The sequence below is a fragment of the Pantoea sp. X-Soil-ISGK-285 genome (assembly GCF_059730815.1).
On sequence record NZ_AP035938.1, the window covers coordinates 2334644 to 2352599 of the forward strand.

At 55.0% G+C, this 17956-nt stretch carries 17 protein-coding genes; 7 read left to right on the forward strand and 10 right to left on the reverse strand.

Annotation, left to right across the window (positions count from 1 at the left end; all coding sequences use genetic code 11):
- The first annotated feature begins 58 nt into the window (after positions 1 to 58).
- Positions 59 to 1621, forward strand: a complete 1563-nt coding sequence (pdeD, locus tag AC6I8B_RS11170; protein ID WP_033779032.1) for a cyclic di-3',5'-guanosine monophosphate phosphodiesterase PdeD — start codon at positions 59 to 61, stop codon at positions 1619 to 1621.
- Between the two features lie 141 nt (positions 1622 to 1762).
- Here the strand turns inward: pdeD and AC6I8B_RS11175 are convergent, their stop codons facing one another.
- A complete protein-coding gene (locus tag AC6I8B_RS11175; RefSeq protein ID WP_010260533.1) occupies positions 1763 to 3343 on the reverse strand; it encodes a TerC family protein in 1581 nt (526 codons plus the stop codon).
- Between the two features lie 507 nt (positions 3344 to 3850).
- Between AC6I8B_RS11175 and manX the strand changes: the two genes are divergently transcribed.
- From manX to AC6I8B_RS11195, 4 genes are all read left to right on the forward strand, one after another.
- Complete coding sequence (manX, locus tag AC6I8B_RS11180) at positions 3851 to 4813, forward strand: PTS mannose transporter subunit IIAB (RefSeq protein ID WP_010260527.1); 963 nt, start codon at positions 3851 to 3853, stop codon at positions 4811 to 4813.
- 63 nt (positions 4814 to 4876) lie between these two features.
- Entirely contained in the window at positions 4877 to 5677 is an 801-nt protein-coding gene (locus tag AC6I8B_RS11185; RefSeq protein ID WP_010670765.1) for a PTS mannose/fructose/sorbose transporter subunit IIC, read from the forward strand.
- Positions 5678 to 5692: 15 nt separating this feature from the next.
- On the forward strand, positions 5693 to 6538 hold the full coding sequence (locus tag AC6I8B_RS11190; RefSeq protein WP_010260523.1) for a PTS mannose transporter subunit IID: 846 nt from the start codon (positions 5693 to 5695) through the stop codon (positions 6536 to 6538).
- Between the two features lie 91 nt (positions 6539 to 6629).
- Positions 6630 to 7088, forward strand: coding sequence for a DUF986 family protein (locus AC6I8B_RS11195; protein WP_022625541.1), 459 nt, complete (start codon positions 6630 to 6632; stop codon positions 7086 to 7088).
- Here AC6I8B_RS11195 and rlmA read toward each other — a convergent pair.
- From rlmA to AC6I8B_RS11215, 4 genes are all read right to left on the reverse strand, one after another.
- Positions 7085 to 7894, reverse strand: coding sequence for a 23S rRNA (guanine(745)-N(1))-methyltransferase (gene rlmA / locus AC6I8B_RS11200; RefSeq protein WP_031591383.1), 810 nt, complete (start codon positions 7892 to 7894; stop codon positions 7085 to 7087). The two genes, AC6I8B_RS11195 and rlmA, sit on opposite strands and share 4 nt — an antisense overlap.
- Before the next feature lie 137 nt (positions 7895 to 8031).
- Positions 8032 to 8241: a transcription antiterminator/RNA stability regulator CspE gene (cspE, locus tag AC6I8B_RS11205; protein ID WP_003852684.1), complete on the reverse strand. Its 210-nt coding sequence runs from the start codon at positions 8239 to 8241 to the stop codon at positions 8032 to 8034.
- A 656-nt stretch (positions 8242 to 8897) separates the two neighbouring features.
- Complete coding sequence (locus tag AC6I8B_RS11210) at positions 8898 to 9908, reverse strand: MBL fold metallo-hydrolase (RefSeq protein ID WP_033787654.1); 1011 nt, start codon at positions 9906 to 9908, stop codon at positions 8898 to 8900.
- Between the two features lie 18 nt (positions 9909 to 9926).
- On the reverse strand, positions 9927 to 10199 hold the full coding sequence (locus AC6I8B_RS11215; protein WP_010258793.1) for a YebO family protein: 273 nt from the start codon (positions 10197 to 10199) through the stop codon (positions 9927 to 9929).
- 212 nt (positions 10200 to 10411) lie between these two features.
- Between AC6I8B_RS11215 and AC6I8B_RS11220 the strand changes: the two genes are divergently transcribed.
- Positions 10412 to 10648 (forward strand): YobH family protein, encoded by a 237-nt coding sequence (locus AC6I8B_RS11220; RefSeq protein WP_010258788.1) that lies wholly within the window; start codon positions 10412 to 10414, stop codon positions 10646 to 10648.
- 30 nt (positions 10649 to 10678) lie between these two features.
- On the opposite strand, the gene kdgR is transcribed toward AC6I8B_RS11220, so the two are convergent.
- Positions 10679 to 11470, reverse strand: coding sequence for a DNA-binding transcriptional regulator KdgR (gene kdgR / locus AC6I8B_RS11225; protein ID WP_010670769.1), 792 nt, complete (start codon positions 11468 to 11470; stop codon positions 10679 to 10681).
- A gap of 187 nt (positions 11471 to 11657) precedes the next feature.
- Between kdgR and AC6I8B_RS11230 the strand changes: the two genes are divergently transcribed.
- Positions 11658 to 13028: an MFS transporter gene (locus AC6I8B_RS11230; protein WP_022625538.1), complete on the forward strand. Its 1371-nt coding sequence runs from the start codon at positions 11658 to 11660 to the stop codon at positions 13026 to 13028.
- A 262-nt stretch (positions 13029 to 13290) separates the two neighbouring features.
- Here AC6I8B_RS11230 and htpX read toward each other — a convergent pair whose 3' ends face one another.
- From htpX to AC6I8B_RS11250, 4 genes are all read right to left on the reverse strand, one after another.
- Entirely contained in the window at positions 13291 to 14172 is an 882-nt protein-coding gene (htpX, locus tag AC6I8B_RS11235) for a protease HtpX (protein ID WP_003852678.1), read from the reverse strand.
- A gap of 244 nt (positions 14173 to 14416) precedes the next feature.
- Positions 14417 to 16456 (reverse strand): carboxy terminal-processing peptidase, encoded by a 2040-nt coding sequence (gene prc, locus AC6I8B_RS11240; RefSeq protein WP_031591391.1) that lies wholly within the window; start codon positions 16454 to 16456, stop codon positions 14417 to 14419.
- A gap of 19 nt (positions 16457 to 16475) precedes the next feature.
- Positions 16476 to 17177 carry an RNA chaperone ProQ gene (gene proQ / locus AC6I8B_RS11245; RefSeq protein ID WP_497817436.1) on the reverse strand — a complete coding sequence of 234 codons (702 nt, stop codon included), beginning with the start codon at positions 17175 to 17177 and terminating at the stop codon, positions 16476 to 16478.
- Positions 17178 to 17273: 96 nt separating this feature from the next.
- A complete protein-coding gene (locus AC6I8B_RS11250) occupies positions 17274 to 17774 on the reverse strand; it encodes a GAF domain-containing protein (RefSeq protein WP_010258773.1) in 501 nt (166 codons plus the stop codon).
- Positions 17775 to 17956: the final 182 nt, after the last annotated feature.

Here is a 17956-nt window from a genome sequence, read left to right on the forward strand (position 1 = left end):
CCGATACTCACCCCGTTGTGTTTTGCTTTTTACTGGCTTTTTGGGAAGGTGAATACAGATGTTTATGGCCCAGCAATCTGTTGGACAATTCAGACGCAAGCGTGTGCTGATAGCGCTGTCGATCGCCACCGTGGTGCTGATATTAACCCTGGCCTTTCGCTATATCGAAGAGAAGTCACGTATCGAGCAGCAGGCGATGGATTTCGCCGATAAAGCGATTATGCGGTTTGACCGGATGTTTTCACCGCTGGAGGTTTCAGCCAATAATACGCTGGGTCTGGTCGGCGTTCCCTGTCAGGATGTTCGCTTTCCACTCATCGAAAAAATCTCTTCCCTGCAGACGGTCCGGGCGATTCTGCTGGTGGATAACGACGTGCTCTACTGCTCCAGTATCTACGGGCCACGCACCATCCCCTTTAGCCAGACTTACCCTGACTTAGCCTTTAACAGTCAGCGCATGACGCTGGCAACCGATGAGTACCTGCTGAAAGGCTCGCCCATTTTACTGCTGTGGACGCCAAAGAGCCTGGATAACCGCTCCGGGATTTTGCAGGTGATCAACATCGAAATGATGAGCAATTATCTGCTGGAGCCGCAGTTGCCCTGGGTGGAACGCGCTGTCTTTAACGTCAACGGGGAGAGCCTGGAGTATGGCAATCCGCTGATCGAGCCCACGGTGCCGTCAGAAGACGAAGTAAGCTATGAGCAGGGCTCGCTGCGCTATCCGTTTACGCTGACCCTCTATGGCCCCTCTCCGACCCGCCTGGCGCTGGCGACGCTTCCCTCACAGCTCCCGCTGGCGCTGCTGCTGAGTCTGCTTATGGGTTACATCGTCTGGCTGGCGACCGCAAATCGTATGAGCCTGAGCTGGCAAATCAGTTATGGCATTACGGCCCGTGAGTTTATGGTTTATTGCCAGCCGCTGATCAACACCAAAAGTGGTGAGTGCGACGGTATTGAGTTACTGCTGCGCTGGCATAATCCCCGTCAGGGCTGGATTGCACCGGATGTCTTTATTCCCCTGGCCGAGCGACAGAACCTGATCAAACCGCTGACGCGCTTTGTACTGAATGAGGTGGTGAGACAGTTACCGCAGTTGCCCGACGATCCCGCGTTCCATATCGCCATTAACGTTGCCGCCAGCCACTTCCGCGACCACGCCATTCTGGAAGATCTGCACAACCTGTGGTGGCCTGCCAATCCGGTGCCGAAACTGGTGGTGGAGCTCACCGAGCGCGATGCCCTGCCGGTCGTGGACCAGTCGGTGATTGCGCAACTGCATGACATCGGTGTCCGGCTGGCGATTGATGATTTTGGCACCGGTCACAGCTCGCTCTCCTACCTGAAAGATCTGCAGCCAGATGTGCTGAAAATCGACAAGATTTTCACCGCAGCCATCGGCACTGACGCGATTAATGCCACGGTGACGGATATGGTGATTTCGCTGGCCCAGCGCCTGAATATCAGTCTGGTGGCCGAAGGCGTGGAGACGGCTGAGCAGGCGGCCTATCTGCGCGAACGCGGCGTGGATCATCTGCAGGGCTACTATTTTGCCCGCCCGATGCCGCTGCAGGATTTCCCGGCGTGGCTGGCGCAGCATCAGGCTGATGCCCGCAGGTGACAATCGCCTGAGCCCCGTTTCGCCCTGCCTGATGACCTTACGCCACAGACAAAAAAACAGCCGCGGCAATGAGCCAGCGGCTGTCAGAGAAATTCAGCGCGGCCGGTAAACCCGGCAGTGCCTGTGCATCAACGAGAACGATTAGCCCTCTTCATCCTCGTCATGCGGTTTATCTTTAGTGACCCGCACCAGATCGATACGGTAGTCGGTCGCTTCGATAATCTGGAAGTGCAGCGGAGTGATATCAATCACATCGCCAGGAAGCGGTAACTGCCCTTTCTGCTCAATCAGCAGGCCCGCCAGCGAGGCGTGGTCTTCTGTCGGGTCGACCAGCTCATGGAAGTCGAGCAACTGCTGCAGCGAGTGCAGATCGGTCCCCCCTTTCACTAACCAGCCATCACCATCCGCAATGATATCGGGCGTTTCATCTTCATCCGGGAATTCACCCGCAATCGCTTCCAGCACGTCCAGCGGCGTAATCAGACCCTGAACCACACCAAACTCATTGGTGACAATCACGAAGCTGCCCTTGGCACGACGCAGCACGCCAAGCAGGTTTATTGGATCCAGCGTCTCCGGCACCACGATGGTGGGTGTATTGGCCGCAAAAGTCGCCACATCCACACCGTGCTCCAGCGCCACCAGCAGCTCTTTGGCTCGCACTACGCCGACAATTTCATCCAGTTCACCCCGACAGACCGGGAACAGGCTGTGTGGCGTATCAAGCAGCTGACCGCGAATCTCATCTACCGGACGATTCGCATCGACCCAGGAGATTTCACCGCGTGGCGTCATGATGCTGCGAATCGAGCGGGAAGCCAGCGTCAGCACGCCATTAATCATATAGCGCTCTTCATCTTTAAACGCTTCCTGCGGCATCGCTTCCGCCAGTGCAGCCTCTTCGCTGCTGCTGGTGTTGCCATTGCTGGCGGTCTGGGCACGGTTGCGGCCCCCCATCAGGCGTAAAATCGCTTCGGCGGTGCGTTCACGCATCGGGCGATTTGACTGATGGCGGATAAAGTTACGACGTGCAACCTGGTTGAACAGCTCAATCAGAATCGAGAAGCCAATCGCCGCATAGAGGTAGCCTTTAGGAATATGGAAACCAAAGCCTTCTGCCACCAGCGACAGACCGATCATCAGCAGGAAGCTCAGACAGAGCACCACTACAGTCGGATGCGCGTTAACAAAATTGGTTAACGGCTTAGATGCCAGCAGCATCACACCCATCGCAATCACCACGGCGGTCATCATCACCGGCAGGTGGTTCACCATACCTACGGCGGTAATCACAGCATCCAGCGAGAAGACGGCGTCCAGTACCACAATCTGCGTCACGACAGCCCAGAAACTGGCATATCCCCGATTACCGGATCCGTCGAGCTGCCGGTTCTCCAGCCGCTCGTGCAGCTCCATGGTCGCCTTAAACAACAGGAACAGACCACCCGCCAGCAGAATTAAATCACGACCGGCAAAGCTGAAACCGCCTACGCTAAAGAGAGGCGTCGTCAGCGTCACCATCCAGGAGATCAGCGACAGCAGACCCAGACGCATGACCAGCGCCAGTGACAGGCCAATCAGGCGTGCTTTATCACGCTGCTTCGGCGGCAGTTTGTCGGCCAGGATGGCAATAAAGACCAGGTTATCAATGCCGAGTACGATTTCCAGCACCACGAGCGTCAGTAAACCCGCCCAGATTGAGGGGTCGAATAAAAATTCCATTATTTATGACTCCAGAACAGGGAACAGATCGCGGTGCCGCTTATCAGCGCAGCAATGCGTGACATGCAGGTAGTCGGGAAAGCGGTGAAAACGCCGTGAGGCGAAGGGTGACGCGCCAGCAGGCGCAAAGAACAGATTAAGCGACGTCGGTGACGATCCATAAAGGTGGGCTGAAGCCCGTTACTCCTGAGTAATAAACAGAACGTTAATGTATCAGGTCGGCGAATTGCGTCAAAAAATTTTCTTATTTTTACAATCTGCCTGACGGATGATCAGGCGCATAAAAAGGGTTACTGGCCGCTTCACAGGATGAATAGCTGACAGACATCACATAATTTATTTTTTCGATCACTAAAATAAATCGCGACTTTACCGCCTTGACGTAGTTAACCCATGTTTTTTCGACGCTATACCGATAATTCGAATCATCCGGTTAAACAGATCATCAAAGCACTTCAATACAGTTCATTGACTCAGATGAGCATCTCTAGCGAACGGAGGTAGCACGTGACCATTGCGATAGTAATTGGTACACACGGCTGGGCAGCGGAACAACTGCTGAAAACAGCAGAAATGCTGTTGGGCGAGCAGGACAATGTCGGCTGGATAGATTTTGTCCCCGGTGAAAATGCAGAAACGCTGATTGAAAAATATCAGGCACGACTGGCAGAACTTGATACGACGCAGGGAGTCCTGTTTTTAGTTGATACCTGGGGTGGCAGTCCGTTTAATGCGGCCAGTCGCATCGTGGTCGACAAACCGCAGTATGAGGTCATCGCCGGGGTCAATATCCCGATGCTGGTCGAAACGCTGATGGCGCGCGATGACAATCCCGGTTTTGACGAGCTGGTCGCAGTGGCGGTGGAGACCGGCCGTGAAGGCGTCAAAGCCCTGAAAGCCAAAGAAGAAGCGCCGGCGCCAGCCGCGGCAAAACCGGCCGCTGCGGCGCAACCGGCTAAGCCGATGGCGCCCGGTGACCACATGAAAATCGGGCTGACACGCATTGATGACCGTCTGATTCATGGGCAGGTGGCAACGCGCTGGACCAAAGAGACCAACGTTCAGCGCATTATCGTAGTCAGCGATGAAGTGGCCAACGATCATGTGCGCAAGACTCTGCTGACGCAGGTCGCTCCGCCCGGCGTCACGGCCCATGTGGTGGATGTCGATAAGATGGTGCGGGTGTGGAATAACCCGAAGTATGGTCAGGATCGCGTGATGCTGCTGTTTACCAACCCCACCGATGTACTGCGCGTGGTGGAACAGGGTGTCGATATTAAAACCGTCAACATCGGCGGTATGGCGTTCCGCCAGGGGAAAACTCAGGTCAATAATGCGGTCTCGGTCGATGAAAAAGATATTGCCGCATTCCGCAAACTCAATGAACGCAATATTGAACTGGAAGTGCGTAAAGTTTCCAGTGACCAGAAACTGAAAATGATGGATCTGATCGCGAAAGTTAACGCGTAACAGAAGCACTTATGCGCCTGCGTTTCCGGGCTCCTGGTTATCCTGCTGAGGACAAGAAGTATGATGGAAATAACCTCGCTACAAATTATTTTGATTTTTATTGTCGCCTGTATTGCCGGTATGGGGTCGATTCTGGATGAGTTCCAGTTTCACCGTCCCCTGGTGGCCTGTACCCTGATTGGTATGGTGCTGGGTGATATGAAAACCGGCATTATTATCGGCGGTACGCTGGAGATGATTGCGCTGGGCTGGATGAACATCGGTGCCGCCGTTGCGCCTGATGCCGCCCTCGCCTCCATTATCTCGACCATCCTGGTTATCGCTGGCGGTCAAAGTGTGGGTGCCGGTATTGCGCTGGCGATTCCGCTGGCCGCCGCCGGACAGGTACTGACCATTATCGTGCGTACGCTGACCGTCGCCTTCCAGCATGCGGCTGACAAAGCCGCAGAGAAAGGTAACCTCACGGCCATCTCCTGGATCCACGTCTCTGCCCTGCTGTTACAGGCGATGCGTATCGCCATCCCGGCGCTGATTGTGGCGATTTCGGTCGGCACCAGTGCGGTTCACGCCTTACTCAGCTCTATTCCGGACGTGGTGACCAACGGCCTGAATATCGCCGGTGGCATGATTGTGGTGGTCGGTTATGCGATGGTCATCAACATGATGCGCGCAGGCTACCTGATGCCGTTCTTTTACCTGGGCTTCGTCACCGCGGCCTTCACCAACTTTAACCTGGTGGCGCTGGGCGTCATTGGCGTGGTCATGGCGGTGCTCTACATTCAGCTCAGCCCGAAATACAACCGTGTGGCGGGAGCACCAACAGGTGCTGCGACCGCAAACGATCTTGATAACGAACTCGATTAAGGAACAGGTGAGCACATGGTTGATATTACGAAAGTCGAAAAGAAACTGACACCCGGTGATGTTCGCGCCGTCTTTCTGCGCTCTAATCTGTTCCAGGGTTCATGGAACTTTGAACGCATGCAGGCGCTGGGCTTCTGCTTCTCAATGGTGCCGGTGATCCGCCGTCTCTATCCTGAGAACAATGATGATCGTAAGCAGGCGATCAAGCGTCATCTGGAGTTCTTTAATACCCATCCTTATGTGGCCGCGCCGGTTCTGGGCGTGACTATGGCGATGGAAGAGCAGCGCGCTAACGGCGCCCCGATCGACGATGGCGCGATTAACGGCCTTAAAGTCGGCCTGATGGGACCGCTGGCCGGTGTTGGCGACCCGATCTTCTGGGGTACGGTGCGCCCGGTGTTTGCCGCGCTGGGAGCCGGTATCGCCATGAGTGGCAGTCTGCTGGGTCCGCTGCTCTTCTTTGTGCTGTTTAACCTGGCACGCCTGCTGACCCGCTACTACGGCGTGGCCTATGGCTATCGCAAAGGGATCGATATCGTCAGTGATATGGGCGGCGGTTTCCTGCAGAAACTCACGGAGGGGGCGTCGATTCTCGGCCTGTTTGTCATGGGGGCGCTGGTCAACAAGTGGACACACGTTAACATCCCGCTGGTGGTGTCACGTATTACCGACTCGACCGGTAAAACCACCGTCACCACCGTACAGTCGATCCTCGATCAGCTGATGCCGGGCGTGGTGCCGCTGCTGCTGACCTTTGGCTGTATGTGGCTGTTACGCCGTAAAGTGAACGCGCTGTGGATTATCGTCGGCTTCTTTGCTATCGGTATCTTTGGTTACTGGATCGGCCTGCTCGGTCTGTAATTTCACCCGGCCGGGAGCCTGCGCTCCCGGCTTTTAAGCGTGGTGAGCTGAGCCACAACCGGCTGAGCTCACCCTGTTTGAGGTAGATGTGATGTCATTAACCGACGCGCTGATTGCGTGTTGTATTGCCGCCCTGATGGGGTTTGCCATTTATCACGAGGCGATTCTGCCGCGTCGCCACGGTCCGACCCGCTTACGGGTTGCGCTGCGCAGGCAGCATAAGCTGGATAGCCTGATTTTCATCGGCCTGCTGCTGATCCTGCTGTGGAACAACGTCAGCCATCACGGCCCGCAGCTCACCACCTCACTGCTGATGGTGCTGAGTTTTCTGGCGTTCTGGCTATTCTGGCTGCGAAAGCCAACGCTGCTGATGAAAAGTGAGGGGTTGTTTTACGCCGGTGTCTGGATCGATTACCGGCGAATTCAGGGCATGAATCTCTCTGAGGATGGCATTCTGGTGATTCAGCTGGAACAGCGTCGGCTGCTGATCGCGGTACAGCAACTCGACGATCTGGAGCGCATCTATAACACCCTGGTCGAGGCGCGCTAGTCGCGCTGCCACACAGTCAGGGTAAAGTCTGCGTCGCAGCTGAACTGCTCGCTCTGCTGCAGGGTCTGCCAGACCTCTTCACGCGCCCGCCAGGCGAACGGCGTCATCTGAAGCAGGGTCGTCGCGGCTGCGCCGGTTAATGCCATCGGGTAACGCAGCGCATGCTGCGCCACCTGGCGGAATCCGGGATACGCTTTCTGCTCGGGCACATGCAACTGCACTTCGCGGTAAATCAGTGCCTTGAACTGCTGCAGATGATGCGGGCCCGGTGTCACGGTCAGTACCAGGCCACCCGGCTTCAGCACGCGCGCCAGTTCCGCTTCATTGCAGGGTGCGTAGATTCGGACAACCGCATCCAGGGCGTGATCGGCAAAGGGTAAGCGCTGGCTGGAGGCGACGCAGAAGCGCACCGCCGGATAGCGCTTTGCTGCCAGCCGGATCGCCATTCTGGCGACATCCAGTCCATAGACCTGCCCGGCCTCGCCTGCTGCGTCAGCCAGTGCGGCGGTGTAGTAACCTTCGCCACAGCCGATATCCAGGATTTTGCACTCCGGCTGGCTCAGCGCGGGCGCAAGCAGGCTGACGACCCGATCACGCAGCGGCTGGTAGTAGCCTGCCTCAAGAAATTCGCGTCGTGCCTGCATCATCTCTGCACTGTCACCCGGTTCACGCGACCGTTTATGCTGAACGGGCAGCAGATTGACATACCCTTCTTTCGCCTGATCAAACTGATGGCGATTCTCGCAGCACCAGCTGCGCGCAGTAAAGGCGAGAGGAGAGTGACAAAGAGGGCAAATCAGGGACATAGGGTGCTCCGGCATCAGATAACGCGGCGCAGTGTAACCTTAACGTTTACGCATCGGAAGCATAAAGAAAGCCCCGGCTGAGAAGCCAGGGCTTTGAGATTTCATGTCAGGGTGCAATGCACCGAGGCGGAGTTGAATCAGATAGCCGTAACGTTAACGGCTGCCGGGCCTTTCTGGCCGTCCTGAATTTCGAACTCAACGCTCTGGCCTTCAGCCAGGGTTTTGAAACCATTGCCCTGAATAGCGGAGAAGTGTACGAACACATCTTTGCTACCGTCAGCAGGGGTGATAAAACCAAAACCTTTAGACTCGTTGAACCACTTAACCTGACCTTTAATCTTTGCCATTTTGCAAATTCCTTTAGATGTTTATTTAGCCCGAAGGCTGTCGTACAGAAAAACCAGAGACATTACTGCATGAGGCACTAATTAAGGTTCGGCAAGGAAGCGGTATTCAACGTCAACGTCTTTACTCGTTCTTCTTTACAGACTTCTTTACAGAAGATGCCATGCATAAACAGAACTGTACCTCGTTTAACTCAGGATTTGTTATCACATATCCTAAAAACAATGGCAAGCCATTTTTAAGGGCCTCAGCCAGCCTGCGCACATAATTGCCAGAAGGCTCACATTGCCTGTTCTGTGGCGTTTACAAATGCCGATGCAAATTAAGCACGCTCTCCGGCCAGACCCCTCTCCGGCCTCTGTTGCCGGGTCTAACCCAATGGATACCATAAGAAATTAATATTTCACAAATATGGCAATAACAGAATGAATAAGCGAAGCGCGAAAAGTTGAAAATATCAATAATCCGGCGTCAATCCTGTACAGCGCCTTTTATTTCGTACAGATAACACTTTTTTTGCACCAAAAGCAGGAGCCAGACAGTCGTCCTGCTCCAAATAAAAGCATTGAGCACGATTTTACTTATTAAGAATTTAACTTTTGATTTGAAAAATTGATATCAGATAATAAAAACGGGCTTTTGTTTTAACTCTGAGGTTTTAGGATAATTCCTGGGCATCCTTATTCAGCCCGCGGCTTTCGCCTATTCGCCACGGTGCGAAACCGCCCTTTTGCTCGTTTGCCCGCAGCAGCGCATCCGCCAGTTCTTTGGGTGGCGCATCCAGCGACTCATCGGCCAGTTCGAACACGCCCCAGTGGATGGGCAGCGTCAGCGGCCTGCCTGCTGCCTGCCACAGCGCCACCGCCTGATCGGGATTCATATGTTGGCCAGCCATGAACCATTCAGGTGCATAAGCGCCAATCGGCAAAGCCGCCAGGCTGAACGGGCCGAGTCGGGCAGCAATCTCCGGCAGGCTATCGCTGTAGCCGCTGTCGCCCGAGAACCAGAAGCGCACGGAGGCAGAACGCACGACCCAGCCGCACCAGAGCGAACGGTTTCGATCGCGCGGCGTTCGCATACTCCAGTGACGTGCCGGCACCGCATCAAAACAGAGGTCGCCGACAGTAAACTGTTGCCACCAGTCGAGCTGATGGACCTGTTTCACGCCCCGCGCCCTGCACCATTTTTCCAGGCCCAGCGGCACAATGAAGGTCGCCTGCGGAAAACGCCGGACGATCGCTTTAACCGTTGGCCGATCAAGATGATCGTAATGGTTATGTGAAATAAGCACGACATCCAGACGCGGCAGATCAGCGATGCTAAGCGGTGCTGGCGTTTTTCGCTGCGGCCCGGCAAAAGAGAGTGGCGAGGCGCGTGACGAGAGTGCGGGATCGATCAGGATATATTGCTGGTTCAGTCGCAGCAGCACGGCGGCATGTCCCAGCCACCAGATGCGATCGTCACTGCCGCTGATATCAGCGGGCTGCCACCACTGTTCGGTGAAAGCCCTGTAGCCCTGCTGCGGTGGCAGCGGCAGTCCCTGTGCTTTGCGCTCCCTGCGCCAGCGCTGCAGATCGCCCGGCTTGCGCCGTTCCGGTTCAGGATTGCAGAATCCCTCGGGCGTGTGATGCGCTTTGCTGCTGTCATACCACGGATTTTTCCAGACCATCCCGCCTCTCTGCTGTGATTATCGTTCCGGAATCAACCGGATAAAGTCGCGTTTCTCGCGATCGTCATCGGTTTTTTTACTCTCTGCCCCTGGCTGCATCTCAATCAGACGGCGCAGCAGCTGATTCTGTTTCTTCTGCTCTTCCAGCAAAGATTCCAGTAAGCGGATTTGCTCACCGGCGCGCACGCTGGCGCGGTTGACAAAGAACCAGGCGATAAACGCCACAATCAAAATAATGACCAGCAGGCCATAGCTGACCAGTGGGCCCGAATTTGCGGCTAACTCATTCATAACTGCCTCGTAAAACTCAGTGGAAACGCCAGAACATGGCAACCGCCCATTCTACCTGTCGCCATCGCAAAAGATAATGGGGTTAACATCAATGCAGAATTTGCCGTTTCAGTTATCTCTGATCGATCCCACCAGAAAAGCGAGGCATGCTGATATCATCATAACCGGCGGCACCAGGTGGAGCGCTGAGTTATCTTTCACAAGGAGACATAATGAAACTGTTTATTCGTACGGTAGGCTTGCTGGCGGTGATCTGGCTGGCGATGCTGTTTACCGGCTATGGCGTATTAACCGGCAGTACTAAAAATGCCGCCGGCCTTGGCCTGCAGTGCAGCTATCTGACCGCTCGCGGTGTGATCAGTGCGCAGTATCTGCATACTGACAGTGGCGTGGTGGGCGTGACTGATTGTCCGTTGCTGAAGAAAAGCGGAGAAGTGATCGATAATTAACAAAACAGCGGGCCACATGGCCCGCTGTTTTCAGAACGGATAGTCGTGATAGCCCATCTCTGAGGAGAGCGTGCGCGCCGCCCGATGCAGCATGGCCACGTAATCCTGGCGGGCATCTTCTGAAAAGCGAATGGTGGGAAAAGAGATACTCAGTCCCGCAATCACCACACCAAAACGGTCAAAGACCGGCACAGCGAGGCAGCGTAAACCCTCTTCCTGCTCTTCGTTATCTTCACCATAGCCCTGCGTTCTTACCTGATCCAGCGCCGTAATCAACGCCTCCGCGCTTAACAGCGTATTGGCCGTGCTCCGTTTGAATTCGACATCCCGCAGGATCTCCTCAACCTCGCTGCGATCGCGCCAGGCGAGCAGAACTTTCCCAATTGCGGTGGTATGCAGCGGATTACGACGGCCAATGCGCGAATACATACGCAGGTTGTAGAGGGAGTCGATTTTATGGATGTAGACAATACTGTCCTCTTCCAGCGCCCCCAGATGAATGGTTTCTTTGGTCAGACGCGAAAGCTCACGCATCTGCACATCCGCACTGCGGATTAAATCGACGTTCTGCAGCGCTTTAGCGCCCAGTTCAAACAGCTTCAGTGTCAGTGAGTACTTCTCGCTCTCACCTTCCTGCGTGACATAACCCAGCGACTTCATGGTCTGCAGGAAACGGTAAACGGTGCTTTTTGACATCATCACGCGCTGCGCGAGCTCAGTAATACCGTGATCGCGCTCTTCACCCAGCGCCTGCAGAATGCCGAACACTTTAAGTACCGAAGAGACGGAATCGGGCTGTTTATCATTTTCAGCAGAGGACATCGCGCACCTTGTTAAACCTGTTTCAAAAAAAATGGAACGGACTGTCAGTATAGAGTGAGGCATACGAAGGCAGCAATGCTTTAACCATTACGTCATATTTAAAGACAGTTTTTTCTCCGTCCGATCGCTGTATTTCAGCGTTAATTTCATTAGCATGATGATATTCACCCTCTTTAGTAATTAACTTATGACACTCTCCCCTCCTCAGGATGGATTACCCGCGCGTCAGCGCTATATGGCAATCGTCACCATCGCGCTGGGTCTGACCATGGCGGTGCTGGATGGCGCGATAGCCAATGTCGCCCTGCCCACTATCTCACGCGAACTGAATGCCAGCCCGGCGCAGTCGATCTGGATAGTGAACGCCTATCAGATTGCGATTATCGTCTCGCTGCTGTCGCTCTCCTTTCTGGGCGACATGCTGGGTTATCGCCGCGTCTATCAGGCGGGCCTGGCGCTGTTTATTGCCACTTCGCTGTTCTGCGCCTTCTCCACCACCCTGACCATGCTGACTTTCGCCCGCGTGCTGCAGGGGTTAGGGGGTGCAGCGCTGATGAGTGTGAATACCGCGCTGATACGCATTATCTATCCGCAGCGTCATCTGGGACGCGGCATGGCGATCAACTCGCTGGTCGTGGCGGTTTCAACCGCGGCAGGCCCGACGGTTGCCGCAGCGATTCTTTCGGTGGCAAGCTGGAAGTGGCTGTTTCTGATTAACGTCCCGCTGGGTGCCATTGCGCTCTGGCTGGCGCTGCGCACGCTGCCTGATAATCCGCAGAAAGCGACGGCGCAGAAATTTGATGTTCCCAGCGCGATCATGAACGCCCTGTTCTTTGGTCTGATCATCTCTGCGCTGAGCGGGTTTGCACAGGGACAGAGTCATCTGCTGGTGCTGTCGGAGGTCATTGCTCTGCTGGTTGTGGGCTGGTTCTTTATTCGTCGTCAGTTAAACATGGCGGTGCCGCTGCTGCCGGTTGATCTGCTGCGTATCCCGATTTTCAGCCTGTCGATGGGAACGTCTGTCTGTTCGTTCTGTGCGCAGATGCTGGCGATGGTGTCGCTGCCCTTCTTTCTGCAAAACGTCCTGCAGCGTGATGAGGTGGCAACCGGGTTACTGCTGACGCCCTGGCCGCTGGCAACCATGGTGTTTGCGCCGATTGCCGGCCGGCTGATTGAACGGGTGCATGCCGGGCTGCTGGGCGGCATCGGGCTGGCTATGTTCGCCCTGGGGTTGTTTCTGCTCGCCTGGCTTCCGGCTAACCCGGGTGATGGCGATATAATCTGGCGCATGATGCTCTGCGGTGCCGGTTTTGGGCTGTTTCAGTCACCCAACAACCACACTATTGTCACTTCCGCTCCGCGTCATCGCAGCGGCGGCGCCAGCGGCATGCTGGGCACCGCGCGCCTGCTGGGCCAGAGTATGGGTGCCGCGCTGGTCGCGCTGATGTTTAATCTGTTTGATGAACGCGGGACGCACGCTTCGCTGCTGCTGGCGGGCAGCTTTGCCGCCGTGGCCGCGCTGGTCAGTGTGTCACGGATGACGCAGACCCGCGCCTGATGGCAGAAACAGAAAAGGCGACCACCTGACAGAGTGTGACCCGATTCGCTGTAAGGCCGAGCCTTCACAGGGAACCCGGTCAGATCGGAAAGACTTCTGTCATCCATGACGGTCGGCCCGCACCATCCATGGCGCGGGACGCTTTCCTCCTCTGCCCGGGTTCCCTGCATGTTGAGCTAAGATATTGCTGTCAGATTCAGTCTGATTATGGTTTCTAAACAGAAAAGGCGACCCAGGGTCGCCTTTTTTGCTCTGCTTAACGCTACTTCAGATACTGACCGCTGCGCAGTGCTTCAATACGCTTATCTAACGGCGGATGCGACATAAACAGCTCGCTGAACGATTTGCCCTTACCGTTGATACAGAACGCCATCATGCTGCTCGGCTCCTGCGGTTCGTAGCTGGTTTTCAGGCGCTGTAACGCCGCAATCATCTTCTCACGACCTACCAGCTTCGCTGAACCGGCATCGGCATGGAACTCACGGTGACGCGAGAACCACATGGTGATGATGCTGGCGAGAATACCAAACACCAGTTCCAGCACCATCGACACCGCAAAGTAGACCAGCGGGTTGCCGTTGCTGCTCTCCTCACCATCGCGGTTGCCGGACATAAAGCCCGCCGCGATCTGCGCCAGAATACGTGAAACGAAAATCACAAAGGTGTTCACCACACCCTGGATCAGCGTCATGGTGATCATGTCGCCGTTGGCGATGTGTGACACTTCGTGTGCCAGCACCGCTTCCGCTTCATCACGGCTCATGTTCTGCAGCAGACCGGTTGAGACAGCAACCAGTGAGGCGTTACGCCGTGCGCCAGTCGCAAAGGCGTTGATGTCAGGTGCGTGATAGATCGCCACCTGTGGCATCGCAATACCCGCCTGCTGTGCCTGACGGCCAATTGTATCCACCAGCCAGCGCTCGGTTTCGTTGCGTGGCTGTTCAATCACTTCACCGCCAACCGATCGCAGTGCCATCCACTTCGACATCAGCAGTGAAACAAACGCACCGCCGAAGCCAAACAGGCCTGCCATGATCATCAGGCCCTGAACACTGCTTGACTGGATCCCTGTCAGGCTGAGAATCAGCCCGAATACCAACATCACAGCCAGGTTGGTCATCAGGAAAAGAGCAATACGCATCATTTTTGTTAATCTTCCTCAGTAGTTCACGCGCCTATACGCGGATCCATATCCTATGGGCATTGGGCTGCTTTTCAAGCAACCTTAACGTTTAAGTGCCTAAAAAGACATAACTTTACATTCTGACACGCCTGATGAGGAGCCCAGCCTTCAGGCACCTTCACCAGCGCTAATCATTGCTTACTGGAAACTTTTCTGAGTACAAAAAAAAGCACCGCTGAGCGGTGCTTTTTCTGGCAACAGCGGATTATTTAGCCGCTGGCGCCTCTGGCTGGGATTTCTCCAGCTGCGCAAGATCGTTAGCGATCTTCACCGTCTCATCAAGATAGGGATCCGGCTCTTTATAATCTTTCGGCAACTCATCCAGGTTTTTCAGCGGTTTTTTGCCTTCGGCCTGATAGCGCGCATTGATCCGCTCCAGACGAGACGCATCATCTTCGTGATTCTCTTTCTCGCGCTGGGCAAGATTAAGCGACACGATGTTGCGCTTATCTTTCAGGGCATTGTAACGGGCAATGTCCTTCATGATGTACTGGAACTCGCGATCCTGAGCGATGCGGTCAGCATGCTGCTTAGTCAGTTGCACTACCAGCGGTTTCACATCACCAGTTTTGACATAGGTCGCCGCTTTGATGCTGTCCCACGGCAGTGCGTTATCTTCAAATTTCTCACCGGTTTCAGCCGCTTCAACGCCGGTTGGCATCAGCAGATCCGGCGTAACGCCTTTACGCTGTGTACTGCCGCCGTTAATGCGATAGAACTTCTGAATAGTGTAAGAAACGGAGCCTAACGCAGGCCACTCCGGACGCAGCATCTGATCGTAGATGCGGTTCAGGGAGCGATACTGCTGAACGGTGCCTTTACCAAAGGTTGGCTCGCCAACAATCACCGCGCGACCGTAATCCTGCATCGCGGCAGCAAAGATCTCAGAAGCTGAGGCGCTGAAGCGATCGACCAGCACCACAAGCGGTCCTTTGTAGTAGACAACGCCGTCGTTATCGCTGTCTTCACGAATCCGACCATTGTTGTCGCGTACCTGAACCACCGGACCACTCGGAATAAACAGACCGGAAAGCGAGACTGCTTCGGTCAGCGCGCCGCCGCCGTTAGTACGCAGATCGATTACCACACTGTCGACGTTCTGTTTCTGCAGTTTCTGCAGCTGTACTTTCACGTCGTCGGTGAGGCCGACATAGAAACCAGGAATATCGAGCACGCCCACTTTCTGCTTGCCGACATTTTTGATGGTCAATTTAACCGCGCGATCTTCCAGACGGATTTTCTCACGCGTCAGCGTCACAGTACGGGTTTTGGTGCCCTTACCGGCTGGCAGAACTTCCAGGCGCACTTTGCTGCCCTTAGGTCCTTTAATTTTTGCCACGACATCATCCAGACGCCAGCCGATCACATCTTCCATCGGCTTGCCTGGCTGACCCACACCGACGATGCGATCGCCAACGGTAATGGCTTTGCTTTTCGCGGCCGGGCCGCCTGCGACCATCGAGTTGATCACCGTATAGTCGTCATCCATCTGCAGAACCGCACCGATGCCTTCCAGTGACAGGCTCATTTCGGTGTTGAACTGCTCGGTGTTACGCGGCGACAGATAGCTGGTGTGCGGATCGATTTCGCGGGCAAAAGCGTTCATCACCAGTTGGAAAACATCTTCACCGTTGCTCTGGGCCAGACGACGAATAGCGAAGTTGTAACGCTTGGTCAGAACGTCGCGGATCTCGTTATCATCTTTGCCCGCCAGCTTCAGACTCAACTGATCATATTTGACCTTGGCATCCCACAGCGCATTCAGTTCAGACTGATCTTTCGGCCAGGGTGCTTTCGCGCGGTCAATGTCGATAGTGTCATTGCCGCTGAAATTCATCGGACGAGCCAGCACCGTCAGCGCATATTGATAGCGCTCAAAACGGCGTTTCTGCGCCAGATTATAAATATCGTAAAAGAGATCCAGCTTGCCACTGCGCAGCTCATCGCCGACGGTGGTTTTTTTGCTGGCAAACTGCGCCACATCTGACGCCAGCAGCACGTTGTGGCTGTAGTCGAGCATGTTCAGATAGCGATCAAAAATTTTCGCTGAAAAGTTCTGATCCAGGTCGAACTGGCGATAGTGGGAACGGGTAAAGCGCGAGGTTACGCGCTCACTGACCGTCGGATCCTGCGGATCTTCGTGAAGCTGGGGAATCTGATCGGCGCGGGTAATGTTCTCCGCGCCGAAGGTTGGGCCTGCTAATAGCAGGCCCGCAATAAGTCCAACTTTAAAAAGGGTGTTCATGCCGGGGTTAGCCTCCGTTTCAGAACTGCAAGTGTTCTGCGCGCACAATCATTGCCATGCCGGAAGCGAGCTGGACCCGAACGCCGTCTTTTGATACTTCAAGAACGGTAGCGTCCATCGCACTTTTGCCTGCTTTAACTTTAATACTCTGGCCGGGTTGCAAAGTTGAGGTATCAGTGATGGGTCGGGCTTCCTGCTCCGGACGTGGGGCTGGCTTGCGATGCTGTGAGGCGGTCGCACGCGGTGCAGTGGTCTGCGGACGCGGTTTACGCGCGGCTTCGCCTTCTGCAGGCTTACGTGCCGCGGGCTTGCGTGGACGACGCGGTGCCGCGCCCTCTTCGCTTTCGCCTGCTTCACGACGCGCGGCGCGCTGCTGGTCACGCTGCGCCTGGACGCGTGCTTTCGCTTCTTCCAGCTGCTTACGTGCATGCTCAACGTGTTGCTCATCCAGCACGCCACAGGCGTTACCGTCGAGATCGACACGGATAGCACCGGCTTTGATGCCGTACAGATAACGCCAGCTTGACGTATAGAGACGCAGCGCGGAACGCAGCTGTGTTTTGCTCAGACCCATTTCGCCCTGAACACGCTCGACCAGATCCTGAAAGATACCGATTTTGAGCGGACGCGCTTCACCTTCAGCGCTAAAGCAGTTCGGAAAGCGCTCCGCCAGAAAAGTGATGACTTCTTTACTGCTATTCAACTTAGGTTGATTTTCCATGAAATTTCCTGATTACAACGGGTTTGCCGACCAGCGCAGGCATGAACAGGCGACATTATAATGACAACATCGCTAAATGCCATGTGATCCAGTCGATTAGCTGCGCGTCAGCTGCAGATATTTTTCTAAGTCGCTGTTCGCAAGCACTTCACAAAGCCCATCAGTCAGTGTGACCAGCCCCGATTCGTCGTCGCTGTCAAAGCGATTGTACGCCACGCTGTCGATGTCCAGCACCCCAACCACAGTGCCATTCACTTTCAGAGGAATCACAATCTCAGCATTGCTGGCAGCGTCACAGGCGATGTGGCCCGGGAAGGCATGCACATCATCTACGCGTTGCACTTTTTCTTCTGCCAGCGCCGTGCCACACACACCTTTACCGACCGGAATGCGCACACAGGCGATTTTGCCCTGGAACGGGCCCAGCACCAGCGTATCCGCTTCCGTCAGCAGGTAGAAACCAGCCCAGTTCACGCCATCGAGACGTTCGTACAGCAGCGCGCTAAAGTTTCCCATCGCGGCGAGGAACGCCGTTTCTCCCGCCAGTAAGGCGCGCATATCGCGATTCAAATCGGCGTAAAAGGCAGTTTTGTTCATTATTTAACCGTTACCAATGACATCTGAACGGGGCATTAAAGACCGTTCGTTAAAAATAAGTTTTAAATATCCAGAGCCACAAGGTGAATCATAGCGTTAGTTGCTATACCCTTAGCATTCTGTGGATCGAAGCGTGATGCCCGAGACAGGCACACAGACAATGTCTTTATGACCGATATCTG